Genomic DNA, 12,568 nt, shown 5'->3' with positions numbered 1-12,568 from the left:
CGCTCAAATAGTGGGCAATTCGCTTTGTCTTTGTCGCGCTCTGTCCATTTATGAATTCAAGTCCGACAGGCTGCTAGCTCTTCAGGCACAGCGATACTGCTATCGGTCAAAGCCGATCCGCCGATCCCGTTGAGATTCATACCAATAACCTTGTGCTCAACTACTCCCAAATGTTGAGCCACCCGCTCCGCAGCCTGGAGCTCTGCGCGATGACGCTGGCCATAATCGAAACTCATGCTGTAGCAGACATAACCATCAGCCTTGGCCATCGCCACCACGGTCGCTGAATCGAGCCCGCCGGATAGAAGCACCACCGCTTTTTTGCCAGTCATCATTAATACCTGTCGAATACCGCTGCGAGCCGCAGGGACGCACCGGCGGTCAGTGCCCTGGGGCATCGTTCCAGAGAATTTTGTGCAGCTGCAGCTGCAGACGCACCGGTAGGTTATCGCGGACTATCCAGTCGGCCAGCGCGCGCGCATCCACCTGTCCGTGACTAGGCGAAAACAGCACCTCATCCACCCGCGCATCCAGCCTGTACTCAATCAGCTTTGATACTGCCCAGTCGTAATCTTCGCGAGAACAGATCACAAACTTGATCTGGTCATTCGGCGTCAGATGACCAATGTTCTCGTAGTGATTACGCGCCACCTCTGCCGAACCTGGGGTTTTCAAGTCCACTACCCGACTCACCCGCACATCAGTCATCGATATGTCCAGCGCACCACTGGTCTCCAGCGATACTTCATAACCGCCATCGCATAGACGTTCCAGCAGCGGGATGCAGTTCGGCTGAGCCAGCGGCTCACCACCGGTAACGCACACATAACGCGGTCGATACTCGGCGATGCGGCACACAATTGAGTCGAGCGACATGACTTCACCGCCATTGAAGGCGTAAGCGGTATCGCAGTACTGACAGCGCAGGGGGCAGCCGGTTAAGCGGACGAATACAGTGGGCAAGCCACTGGTACGCGTCTCCCCCTGCAGCGAGTAGAAAATTTCGGAGATTCTTAAAGTTGGATGCATATCGGCCACGGGCGTGACAGCTAAACAGGCCATCCGCCTCCGTTGCGGGAAGGGGGCGCGATTCTAACGAAAAAACCCGCCGGATGGGCGGGTTTGAAGCGGAGCAAAGTTAGCTCTATCGATTCAACTGACGCTGGGCCAATTGCGCAGCCGAGCTATTCGGGTATTCGGCAATGACCTGGCGAAGAATTCCGTTGGCCTTATCACGGTTACCCAAACGCAATTCCACATCAGCGAGTTTGTACAGCGAATCAGGAACTTTGTTGTGCTGAGGGTACGCCTGACTAACCTTAGCGAACGCCTGTCCAGCACCCTGCAAATCTCCCTTGGCGAGATTCACTTCTCCCAACCAATACTGGGCGTTACCCGCATAAGGACTGCTCGGATACTTGCGGAGAAAAGCAGCAAAGGCCTGACTGGCCTTATCGAAGTCTTTTGCCTTGATAAGGTCAAATGCGGCGTCGTAATAGAGCTTTTCCTTTTCAGGATCGGCCGATTGACTGCCCGCCGTTTGCGGCGCAGAGCCACCGTTTGGGGCCTGTACCGGACCACTGGCATCGATGGCACCAGCAGTTGAAGAATTCTGACTGGCCGATCCGCCCCTGGAGGCGTTCGACAAGCGACGATCTAGATCTTGGTAGCGTTCCAGCCCTTCTTGTTTCAGGCGCTGAATCTCATTCTGTTGCACTTCCAACATCCCGCGCAATTGCGCGATCTCTTCCTGCATTTGCTGCAACTGCACGAAGAGCATGCCCTGCGCAGAAGACGGAGCTGACGCCCCGCCTCCGACATAGGCACCGCCAGTATCCGACCCGGCCGAATAACCCGACCCGACTGCACCACCTTGGGCTTGCGAGTCATAGTCAACAACCGGAACCTGAGCTGCCACAGAGAGTGGCAGACCAAGTGCAAGAAGCGTCAGAGCATAACGGTGCTTGAGCATGGCTTATTACTTACGCAGTTCAACGCGACGGTTCTGAGCCCAGGACTGCTCGTCGTTGCCCATGGCAACTGGACGCTCTTCACCGTAGGAAACCAGCTCCAGCTGTGCAGGCGATACGCCCTGCAGAACCAGGTAACGCTGAACAGCTTTGGAACGACGCTCACCCAGAGCCATGTTGTACTCGCGAGTACCACGCTCGTCAGTGTGGCCTTCCAGAACAACGCGGTTGCCAGCGGACTTCAGATCCTTGGCATGAACGTCCAGAGCGCGCATGGCTTCCGGCTTCAGGTCCGAGCTGTCGTATTCGAAGTAGAAAGTAGTGATGGCGCGCAGAGCAGCTTCCTCGCTCATGCTGCCGTCAACGGCACCGCTATCAGCACCGTAACCAGCGTTCGGATCAATGGCAGTGGAGCCTTCGCCAGAGTCGTCGCCGCCCTTGGACGAACAACCAACGGCTACGGCCATAGCCAGAGCCAGCGCAGCGAACTTACCGAATTTCAGCATTTCCATGTGTAACAACCCCAGGTGTGTTTTGGTTAGTAAAGCGTTGATACCGCATCAGTTCAGGTAAGGGGACCACGATGGCTCACGGACTTCGCCTTGAGCAGTAGGAAGCGGGAGCCTAACTCGACCATTGATTGATACGAGCATCAAGACTCCCCGGCCCTGCTGGCGGGTCGCGTAGATTAGCATGGTGCCATTAGGCGCAACAGTGGGCGACTCATCTAAACTTGTCTCGGAAAGAATGCGCAGATTCCCACGCTGCAAGTCTTGCGCCGCCACCTTGAAGTTCGTGTAGCCCTCCTGACGGTGAATCATGACCAGCGTCTTTTCATCTGCAGACAGCTTCGGGTTGGCGTTGTAGTTGCCAACAAAGGTAACGCGCTCGGCGTTATTGGTTCCCAGACGCTGCTTGTAGATCTGCGGTTTGCCGGCACGGTCTGAGGTGAAATAGATGGTCTGGCCATCAGCGCCCCAGAAAGGCTCAGTGTCGATTGCATAATGATCGGTAAGCCGCTGTAGTTGACGCGAGCCGAGGTCCATCACATAGATCTCGGGATTGCCGTCCTTCGACAACACGAATGCAAGGCGATTGCCATCCGGCGAAAACGCTGGCGCCCCGTTTAGCCCTTCAAAATTAGTGATCTGTTCGCGACGGCCGGTATCGACATGCTGGATGAAAATCCGCGGGCGTTTTTGCTCGAACGAGACGTAGGCGATGCGGCGTCCATCAGGCGAGTAGCGTGGAGAGAGAATCGGCTCGCGGGACTGAAGCAAGGTTACTGCACGAGCACCGTCATAATCGGAACGCTGCAGGGTATAGCGCGTATTCGCACCACCAAGACGCTCAACGGTGACATACAGAAGGCGAGTCGAGAACGCGCCTTTTATACCCGTGAGCTTTTCAAAAGCCTGATCGGACGCGTAATGCGCCATGTCTCGCAGTTGGTCCTGAGCACCACCGACGGTGCCGGTCAAAACCTGCTGCTCGGTAGTTACGTTGAACACTTCATAGCGAATCTGCAGCTTGCCGGCGCCTGGCGTGATGTTTCCGACCATGACGTATTGCGCGCCGAGAGCCTTCCAGTCACGAAAGATGATCTCAGTGCCGCGGGTGGGCAGACTGATCATGTTCTGCTTGGGAATCGGCTGAAATATTCCAGTATTGCGCATGTCATTGCCGATTATCTCGGCCATGTCTTCAGGCAACACGGTGCCACCCTGCCAGCCAAACGGAACCACCGCGATAGGAATTGCGCGATCGGCACCGCTGGTAACGACGATGTTTTTCTCCTGAGCGACAGCACTGCCCAATACGAACAGGAGAAGAACGATGAAACCTCGAAGGTAATTGATCACAACGCTAGATCCTCAGGCGTAAATGTCATCGTGAACGAGCGATACGGCTGAAAGTCCTGAGCAGAGAGCCCCTGCATTTCGGTCAGCCGACCAATATTCTTTACTGCCGCGACCGCGGAACTGTCGAACGGAGCATCACCACTTGAACGTGAAACTGTCGCAGCGGTAATGGTGCCGTCCGGCAGCATGTTGACTCGTAGCGTAACCGACATGCTGTTTCGAGCCGACGGTGGCCGGGTCCAGTTTTCAGCGGCACGCATGCGAATCAGATCGTCGAAATTCCCGGAGGTCTGATCGCCCTGGGTATCAGCCAGCGCCTGCTGTCGCTCCGTATCATCGGAAAGCAGCTCGGCCAATGCCTGTGCCTTCTTGTCTTCAGCAGCTTTGCGGGCGGCCTCGGTTGCAGCTTTCTTTTTTGCCTCCTCGGCGGCTTTCTTCTTTGCTGCCTCAGCGGCCGCTTTTTTCTTCGCATCCTCTGCAGCTTTCTTTTTCGCCGCTTCGGCTGCTGCCTTCTTCTTTGCTTCCTCAGCGGCTTTCTTCTTCTGTGCTTCTTCGGCCGCTTTTTTCTTGGCAATCTCCGCTTGTTTCTGTTGCTCGGCTTTCTTTGCCTCGTCAGCTTTCTTCGCCTCGGAGGCTTTCTTCGCCGCATCAGCCTTCGCTGCCTCGGCCTTTCGAGCCTCGTCAGCCTTTTTTTGTTCCGCAGCTTTTGCGGCCGCCTGTTTTTGCTGCTCCACCTTGCGCTGCTCCAGCTGCTCGGCTTCATATTGCTTTGCTGCGGTCTTCTGCGCTTCGCCGGCGATTTTCTGGTTCGTTTGTACCTTCGCCTGGCTCTGGGACTTGAGCTGATACAGGGTGGCCTGGACGATAGGCTTGGACGGCGGTAGTTCTGGCGTCATGGCAAAGCTGACAAACAGCGTCGCAAAAATGATTACATGCAGACCCACCGCCAGAATGGTGGGCCAATAGAGGCTCTCAGAGCGCGAACGATCCGGCTGCTGCATCAAGGCGCCTCGGTAATCAGGCCGACGTTACCCACGCCCGCCTCCTGCAACCCACCCATAGCCGCCATTACCGAACCATAATCCACGGCTTTATCGCCTCGCACGAAGACCTGGATCTGCTTACCCTGACTACGGTTCTGGTTCATGATCGCGGTGACCGCCTTGGTCATTTCGTCGAGTGTAAGCGCCTTGTCCTGGACGGTATCCGTATCAACCTCACTACCGATATTCCAGTAGTAAGTCTTGTCGGCCTTGATCGAGATTGTCAGGACCTGCGCATCATTATCCTGCGGCAGCACCTCGCTGCTCACTTTCGGCAAGTCGACTTTCACGCCTTGATTGAGCATCGGAGCGGTCACCATGAAGATCACCAGCAGGACCAGCATCACATCGATGTACGGCACTACGTTCATCTCGGCGACGGGTTTGCGTCTGTTGCGAATTCTTGCCATGGCCTATGGCCTCAATCTTCGGAGGTGTGAACTTTGCGATGGAGGATCGCCTGGAACTCGTCGGCAAAGGTGTAGTAACGACCGATGAGCATCTCGCCACGCGCCGCGAAACGGTTGTAAGCAATGACCGCTGGAATTGCCGCAAAAAGACCGATTGCAGTGGCAATCAGCGCTTCAGCAATACCTGGCGCAACCGTGGCCAACGTGGCTTGCTGAACCTGAGCTAGTCCGCGGAAAGAGTTCATGATGCCCCACACAGTACCAAACAGGCCGATATAGGGACTGGTGGAACCCACAGTTGCCAGGAACGGCAGGCCCTGCTCGAGCTTTTCTTCTTCACGAGAGATGGCGACTCGCATCGCACGGTTTACGCCATCCATCACAGCGTCTGGGTCGACACCCTGCTGTTGACGCAGGCGAGAAAACTCCTTGAAACCAGCACGAAAGATCTGCTCGACACCCGAGTCCGGGTCCGGATTGCTTCCAGCCTGTCGATAAAGTTTGGACAGGTCGATGCCCGACCAGAAACGCTCCTCGAAAGCATCCAGAGAACGCTTGGCGGCGCGGATCATATTGCCGCGCTGAAATATCAAGATCCATGAGGTCACCGAGGCGCCTACAAGAATCAGCATAACCAGCTGAACCACAAAGCTGGCGTTGCTGATCAGGCTCCACATGGACATATGATCGACGTTGGATTCCACGCTTACTCTCCTGCTGGGGGTAAACCCGACCTGACGAAAGCGGCACGCAGCAGCTCTGGGATAGGACGGGGTTTCAAACTCTCGGTGCGCACACACGCCACCACGAACTGCCCCTCGCAGAGCAGTACATCATCATCAGCTCGCCGCACCTGCTGTTTGAAACGCAGGCTTGCACGCTTCACTTCGACCACTTCGGCTGTCACCAGCAATTCGTCGTCCAGACGCGCCGGCGCGTGATAACGCGCCTCACTGGAATGCACGACAAAAAGCAGGTCTTCACCGACCAGCTGCGACTGGGCAAAACCCAGGCTGCGCAACCGTTCGGTACGGGCCCGCTCCATGAACTTGAGGTAATTGACGTAATAAACGATGCCGCCCGCATCGGTATCTTCGTAGTACACGCGACAACGATGGGAGAACAATTGAGCTTGTGATTCCGCGCGCATACTAGTGCCAGGCCCTGCAATTGCCAATTGGGTAAAACAAAGAAATTTTCGTCACTCTGTGTCGCCACTGAAAAGATCGGGAGTCGGTGTATCTCCCAGGCGCTTCGGCAGGTTCAAACCAAAATGCAAATAGGCGTGCCGCGTGACGACGCGCCCCCTCGGGGTGCGCATGATGTAACCCTGCTGGATCAGATAGGGTTCAAGCACATCCTCGATGGTATGACGCTCTTCGCTGATGGCAGCCGCCAGGCTGTCGATACCAACCGGACCGCCATCGAACTTCTCGATCAGCGTCAGCAGCAACCGGCGATCCTGATGATCCAGGCCGCGCTCGTCGACATCGAGCATGTTCAGCGCGAGGTCTGCCGTATTACGGCTGATCTCGCCATTGCCGCGCACTTCGGCGAAGTCGCGCACCCGACGGAGCAGGCGATTGGCAATGCGCGGGGTACCGCGGGCGCGCCGGGCGATTTCGACAGCCCCTTCCGCCTCGATGGGGAGACCGAGAATTCCGGCCGACCGAGTGACAATTGTTGCCAGGTCAGCCGTAGAGTAGAACTCGAGACGCTGGACGATGCCGAAACGGTCGCGCAGCGGATTGGTGAGCATGCCGGCCCGCGTCGTCGCGCCAACCAGGGTGAACGGCGGCAGGTCGAGCTTGATCGAACGTGCGGCGGGCCCTTCACCAATCATGATATCGAGCTGAAAATCCTCCATCGCGGGATAAAGCACTTCCTCCACGATTGGCGACAGCCGATGGATCTCGTCGACGAACAGCACATCACCTTCTTCCAGGTTCGTCAGCAGCGCCGCCAGATCGCCTGGCCGCTCGAGCACGGGCCCCGAGGTGCTTTTGATCGAGACGCCCATTTCCTGGGCGATGATGTTGGCGAGCGTGGTCTTGCCCAGGCCCGGCGGACCGAAGATCAGCGTGTGATCCAACGACTCTTTGCGCCCACGCGCTGCACGGATGAAGAGGTCCATCTGCTCGCGTACTACCGGCTGACCGATGTATTCGGCCAGGCTCAGCGGCCGGATCGCACGATCGAACTGTTCTTCGCGTTCCCGGCCAGTGGCCGTGATGAGCCGATCAGCTTCGATCATGAGCGCCCACCTTCCGCCGATTCCGCTTCAGGCAGATCCGTCACGAGCAGCAATGCCTGGCGCAACGCGGGCGCGCCAGCAGAGCAAAATAAAGGCACACAAATCCGCCTCGTGACCAACGCCGTGGTGAACATTTGATATCGCACGTTAGACCATTCCCTTCAGTGCACGGCGGATCAGGTCTTCACTGCTCAAATCTTCTTCCTGTACGGCGGATACGGCTCGGCTCGCCTCTTGCGGCTTGAAGCCAAGGGAAATCAATGCGCTGACTGCGTCGCTCTCGGCGCTTGAGACTGCCACAGCACCTCGAGGTTCCACTACAAGCGTGGCGATGGACGGCATGGTCTCCCAGGCCTTGAAACGATCCTTCAGCTCGACCAGCAGGCGCTCGGCGGTCTTCTTGCCGACCCCAGGGATCTTGACCAGCACCGAAGTATCCTGCGCCTGAACACAGCGCACCAACTCATCCACTTCAAGGCCAGACATCAACGCCAGGGCGAGCTTCGGCCCGACACCGTTGAGCCGAATCAGCTCCCTGAATAGCTCTCGGTCGCGCTTTTCAGCAAAGCCATACAGCAGATGCGCGTCTTCACGCACCACCAGATGGGTATGCAGCGTGACCGGCTCACCCACCGTCGGCAGGCGATAAAGAGTGGTCATTGGCACCTCAAGCTCATAACCGATGCCATTGACGTCAAGAATCAGATGAGGCGGCTGTTTCTCCGCCAGGGTCCCGCGCAAGCGTCCAATCACTGTGATACGTCCTCGTTCGATCGATTCGCAACCGCTGGGATTGCTCAATACCTGCCTCCGGCATCAGCGCCGTAGCGGTCGACTACAGGCGCAGGCGACCGGCTCTTCGCTTAGCACCAGCAAGGCCATGCGGAATAAGGCTCTGACGATGATGTGCATGGCACAAGGCAATTGCCAGAGCGTCAGAGGCATCAATTTGCGGTTTCTGGGTCAACTTCAGTAGGTGCATTACCATCATTTGGACCTGCTGCTTGTCCGCGCCCCCAGTTCCTGCAATCGCCTGTTTCACCTGCGTGGCGGTGTATTCGGAGATCTCGAGGCCCTGCTCGGCAGCGGCCACTATTGCAGCCCCCCTCGCCTGCCCCAGCTTCAAAGCCGAATCGGCATTACGCGCCATGAACACCTGCTCGATGCCCATCGTCACGGGCCCATGCAGACGAATGACTTCGCTGACACCGCAGAATACTGCCTGCAAGCGTGACGAAAGCTCACCGCTGCCCGTGCGTATGCAGCCCGACGCCACATACTCGCAGGTGCGACCGTTATCCCGCACCACGCCGTAGCCGGTGATTCGTGAGCCAGGGTCTATCCCGAGAATTAGCGTCATGACACCGCCATACTGTCTATTTATCCAGCCGCCAGTATAAGGACGCCCCTTCTCGACGGCCAGAGACATAACGAGGCAGCAGACACTCCTCGAAAAAAAACCGGAAGCACCTCTGGTGACTTCCGGTTCTTTGTTTATGGCAACGGGTCAGTCCAGCTGCTCCATAACCTCATCCGGAATCTCGGCGTTATGGTAGACGTTCTGTACGTCATCCAGATCTTCCAGCGCATCAATCAGGCGAAGCACTTTCTGCGCAGTTTCCAGATCAGTGACCGGCGCAGCGATCGACGGGATCATGGCGATGTCCGCCTCGTCACCCTTGAACCCGGCCGCATCCAGTGCTTCGTTGACGGCGTGAAAATCCGTAAAGCTGGTAGACACCAGAGCCGAGCCGTCTTCGCCCATCTCCACATCGTCGGCACCGGCTTCCAGCGCCGCCTCCATCAATGCGTCCTCTTCTACGCCCGTCGCAAAGCTGATCTGCCCCTTGCGATCAAACATGTAGGCCACCGACCCATCCGTGCCGAGGTTGCCGCCGTGCTTGCTGAAGGCATGGCGCACTTCTGCGGCCGTACGATTACGGTTGTCGGTCATGGCCTCGACAATGATGGCGACGCCGCTAGGCGCATAGCCTTCATAGGTCAACTCGACGACATTATCGGCCTCGTTGTTGCCGGCGCCGCGTGCAATGGCACGGTCAATCACGTCGCGCGACATGTTCGCAACCAGTGCCTTGTCGACCGCCAAGCGCAGACGTGGATTGTCTGCGGGAATAGCCCCGCTCTTGGCGGCGACAGTCAGCTCGCGAATCAGCTTGGTAAAGATCTTGCCGCGCTTGGCGTCCTGACGCCCTTTGCGGTGCTTGATGTTGGCCCATTTGGAATGACCAGCCATTAACTGCCCCCCTTTCCGATCAACTTTTCATCTTGCTGAAACCAAGAGCCCAGGTTTCCCTGGGCTCTTGTGCCGTCATTCGGCTTTCGGCTGCTCACGCAGGCGAATATGCAATTCACGCAGCGCCTTGCCATCCACCGCACCTGGCGCCTGGGTCATGACGTCCGCGGCACTCTGGGTTTTCGGGAAGGCGATGACTTCACGAATCGACTGCGCGCCGGTCATCAGCATCACCAGACGGTCGAGGCCGAACGCCAACCCACCGTGCGGCGGTGCACCGAACTTGAGCGCGTCGAGCAGGAAGCCAAACTTTTCATCCTGCTCTGCTTCATCGATGCCCAGTATGCGGAATACCGTCTGCTGCATTTCTTTGCGGTGAATACGGATCGAACCGCCACCCAACTCAGTGCCATTGAGCACCATGTCATAGGCACGCGACAGCGCACCAGCAGGGTTGGCCTCGAGTTCTTTTGGCGTGCATTTCGGCGCTGTGAACGGGTGATGCAGCGCACTGAGCGAGCCGTCATCGTTCTCCTCGAACATCGGGAAGTCGACCACCCACATCGGCGCCCACTCGCAGGTCAGCAGCTTCAGGTCATGGCCAAGCTTGATGCGCAGCGCGCCGAGCGCTTCGGATACGATCTTGGCTTTATCCGCACCAAAGAAGACGATGTCGCCGTCGACGGCGCCGACGCGATCAAGGATCACGTTGAGCTTGTCTTCCGGGATGTTCTTCACGATCGGAGACTGCAGTCCCTCGACGCCTTTGGCCCGCTCGTTGACCTTGATGTACGCCAGCCCCTTGGCACCATAAATGCCGACGAACTTGGTGTAGTCGTCGATCTGTTTGCGCGGCATGCTCGCACCGCCCGGGACGCGCAGCGCCGCGACGCGGCACTTGGGATCATTCGCCGGACCGCTGAACACCTTGAATTCAACCTGCTGCAGCTGATCGGCAACATCAACCAGTTCCAGCGGAATACGCAGATCCGGCTTGTCAGAACCATAGCGACGCATGGCTTCTTCAAACGGCATGTGCGGGAACTCGCCGAACTCAACGCCCAGTACTTCCTTGAACAGCTTGCGCACCATGCCTTCGGTGATTCCGATGATGTCAGACTCTTCGAGGAAGCTGGTTTCAATGTCGATCTGGGTGAATTCCGGCTGGCGGTCTGCACGCAGGTCTTCATCGCGGAAGCACTTGGCGATTTGGTAGTAGCGGTCGAAACCCGCCACCATCAGCAGCTGCTTGAACAGCTGTGGTGACTGCGGCAACGCGAAGAAGTTACCGGCATGAGTCCGGCTAGGCACCAGATAATCACGCGCACCCTCAGGGGTCGGGCGCCCGAGAATGGGCGTTTCCACGTCGAGAAAGCCATTCTCGTCGAGGTAGCGGCGAATGCTGGCAGTGATTCTCGAGCGCAGCTTGAGCTTCTCGGCCATCTCCGGCCGGCGCAGATCAATGAAGCGATAACGCAGACGAGTTTCCTCACCCACATCGCTGTACTCATTGAGGGGGAACGGTGGGGTTTCCGCCTCGTTGAGGACTTCGAGCTCGTAACCCAGCACTTCGATAGCGCCAGACGTCATGTTCGGATTAACCGCACCGGCCGGGCGCAAGCGCACCTTGCCGGTAATCTTGATTACGTACTCGCTGCGCACCTTGTCTGCGGCGGCGAAGGTTTCAGCACGGTCGGGATCGAACACGACCTGAGCCAGGCCCTCACGGTCACGCACATCGAGGAAAATGACCCCGCCGTGATCGCGGCGACGGTGAACCCAGCCGCAAAGAGTGATTTCCTGGCCGTCCAGGCTTTCGTTCAACTGGCCGCAATAGTGGCTGCGCATCATGGTGAGGTTCGCTTCTCGCATCTTGAAAATTCGTTGGGTCGCTCGAATCGCGACTGTGCAGACGGCTGCCAACCGGCGCGCTGCCTGAGATGTCAATCGTCGGCAATGGAGGGATCAAGCACCAGCACCTCAGTACTTCCCCGCACGGCAAAACCAGCCGCCCGACACAAGCGCGGGATTATATCTGCATAATCATTTCAACGCAGCCGACTGCCGATAGGGTCAAGCAATCGAGCCCATAACCACCGGTATTGAACGGAAGCCGTCACCACCCTTCCAACCTCTAGATCGCCGCTGCCAGCACAGCGCCTCACCAAAGACACTCGTTTTCTGGCATAAATGTCAGCGAATTCACCAAACAGGAGAGAACCATGGAAATCGACATCGGTATTGCCGAACAGGATCGCGCCGCTATTGCGGAGGGCTTGTCCCGCCTGCTGGCCGACACCTACACCCTGTACCTGAAGACTCACAACTTCCATTGGAACGTGACAGGGCCGATGTTCAACACCCTGCACACTATGTTCGAGACGCAGTACACCGAACTGGCACTGGCTGTGGATGACATTGCTGAGCGGATCCGCGCGCTGGGCTTTCCTGCTCCGGGCACTTACGCGGCCTATTCGAAGCTTTCATCAATCAAGGAGCAAGAGGGCATCCCTGCAGCTGAAGAGATGATCAAACTCCTGGTTGAAGGCCAGGAGGCCGTAGTCCGTACAGCACGTGGCATTTTCCCGCTACTGGAAAAGGTAAGCGACGAGCCTACTGCTGACCTACTGACTCAGCGCATGCAGATTCACGAAAAAACCGCTTGGATGCTGCGCAGCCTGCTGGCTGCCTGACCCGCTAGCAAGCGCACCCGCGTGCAACTGGGATAGCCGCATGAGCGGTTATCCCGCCGAAACCCCTCCAAAGCAAACCGAA

At 57.5% G+C, this 12,568-nt stretch carries 14 protein-coding genes and 1 pseudogene; 1 reads left to right on the top strand and 14 read right to left on the bottom strand.

What is annotated here, in order from left to right; translation table 11 throughout:
• Nucleotides 1–80 precede the first annotated feature (80 nt).
• The 14 genes and pseudogenes from ACSSNI_RS10500 to aspS all read right to left on the bottom strand — a co-directional run.
• Nucleotides 81–332: pseudogene (locus tag ACSSNI_RS10500) on the bottom strand (7-cyano-7-deazaguanine synthase); the annotation flags it as partial.
• Between the two features lie 49 nt (nucleotides 333–381).
• Nucleotides 382–1,029 (bottom strand): 7-carboxy-7-deazaguanine synthase QueE, encoded by a 648-nt coding sequence (gene queE, locus ACSSNI_RS10495; RefSeq protein WP_200638180.1) that lies wholly within the window; start codon nucleotides 1,027–1,029, stop codon nucleotides 382–384.
• Nucleotides 1,030–1,144: 115 nt separating this feature from the next.
• Complete coding sequence (gene ybgF / locus ACSSNI_RS10490; protein ID WP_200637795.1) at nucleotides 1,145–1,972, bottom strand: tol-pal system protein YbgF; 828 nt, start codon at nucleotides 1,970–1,972, stop codon at nucleotides 1,145–1,147.
• A gap of 6 nt (nucleotides 1,973–1,978) precedes the next feature.
• The gene (pal, locus tag ACSSNI_RS10485; protein ID WP_102834760.1) at nucleotides 1,979–2,482 is read right to left on the bottom strand and encodes a peptidoglycan-associated lipoprotein Pal; all 504 of its coding nucleotides are present in this window, start codon (nucleotides 2,480–2,482) and stop codon (nucleotides 1,979–1,981) included.
• 48 nt (nucleotides 2,483–2,530) lie between these two features.
• A complete protein-coding gene (gene tolB / locus ACSSNI_RS10480) occupies nucleotides 2,531–3,832 on the bottom strand; it encodes a Tol-Pal system beta propeller repeat protein TolB (RefSeq protein ID WP_148924717.1) in 1,302 nt (433 codons plus the stop codon).
• Entirely contained in the window at nucleotides 3,829–4,833 is a 1,005-nt protein-coding gene (gene tolA, locus ACSSNI_RS10475) for a cell envelope integrity protein TolA (RefSeq protein ID WP_148924716.1), read from the bottom strand. The genes tolB and tolA overlap by 4 nt, the downstream gene beginning before the upstream one ends.
• Nucleotides 4,833–5,285: a protein TolR gene (gene tolR, locus ACSSNI_RS10470; RefSeq protein WP_102834763.1), complete on the bottom strand. Its 453-nt coding sequence runs from the start codon at nucleotides 5,283–5,285 to the stop codon at nucleotides 4,833–4,835. The genes tolA and tolR overlap by 1 nt, the downstream gene beginning before the upstream one ends.
• An 11-nt stretch (nucleotides 5,286–5,296) precedes the next feature.
• Nucleotides 5,297–5,989: a protein TolQ gene (gene tolQ / locus ACSSNI_RS10465; protein ID WP_073300710.1), complete on the bottom strand. Its 693-nt coding sequence runs from the start codon at nucleotides 5,987–5,989 to the stop codon at nucleotides 5,297–5,299.
• A 2-nt stretch (nucleotides 5,990–5,991) separates the two neighbouring features.
• On the bottom strand, nucleotides 5,992–6,435 hold the full coding sequence (gene ybgC / locus ACSSNI_RS10460) for a tol-pal system-associated acyl-CoA thioesterase (RefSeq protein WP_019342533.1): 444 nt from the start codon (nucleotides 6,433–6,435) through the stop codon (nucleotides 5,992–5,994).
• A gap of 51 nt (nucleotides 6,436–6,486) precedes the next feature.
• Nucleotides 6,487–7,539 carry a Holliday junction branch migration DNA helicase RuvB gene (ruvB, locus tag ACSSNI_RS10455; protein ID WP_102834764.1) on the bottom strand — a complete coding sequence of 351 codons (1,053 nt, stop codon included), beginning with the start codon at nucleotides 7,537–7,539 and terminating at the stop codon, nucleotides 6,487–6,489.
• Between the two features lie 147 nt (nucleotides 7,540–7,686).
• Complete coding sequence (gene ruvA, locus ACSSNI_RS10450; protein WP_148925017.1) at nucleotides 7,687–8,292, bottom strand: Holliday junction branch migration protein RuvA; 606 nt, start codon at nucleotides 8,290–8,292, stop codon at nucleotides 7,687–7,689.
• 82 nt (nucleotides 8,293–8,374) lie between these two features.
• The gene (gene ruvC / locus ACSSNI_RS10445) at nucleotides 8,375–8,899 is read right to left on the bottom strand and encodes a crossover junction endodeoxyribonuclease RuvC (protein WP_102834766.1); all 525 of its coding nucleotides are present in this window, start codon (nucleotides 8,897–8,899) and stop codon (nucleotides 8,375–8,377) included.
• A gap of 147 nt (nucleotides 8,900–9,046) precedes the next feature.
• A complete protein-coding gene (locus tag ACSSNI_RS10440; RefSeq protein ID WP_200637793.1) occupies nucleotides 9,047–9,793 on the bottom strand; it encodes a YebC/PmpR family DNA-binding transcriptional regulator in 747 nt (248 codons plus the stop codon).
• A 75-nt stretch (nucleotides 9,794–9,868) separates the two neighbouring features.
• Entirely contained in the window at nucleotides 9,869–11,644 is a 1,776-nt protein-coding gene (aspS, locus tag ACSSNI_RS10435) for an aspartate--tRNA ligase (RefSeq protein ID WP_159969706.1), read from the bottom strand.
• A gap of 371 nt (nucleotides 11,645–12,015) precedes the next feature.
• On the opposite strand from aspS, the gene ACSSNI_RS10430 reads away from it, so the two are divergent.
• A complete protein-coding gene (locus ACSSNI_RS10430; protein ID WP_045428739.1) occupies nucleotides 12,016–12,486 on the top strand; it encodes a Dps family protein in 471 nt (156 codons plus the stop codon).
• The last annotated feature ends 82 nt before the right edge of the window (nucleotides 12,487–12,568 follow it).

Source organism: Stutzerimonas tianxiuensis (genome assembly GCF_053470365.1).
This window is presented reverse-complemented; position numbering and strand designations above follow the sequence as displayed.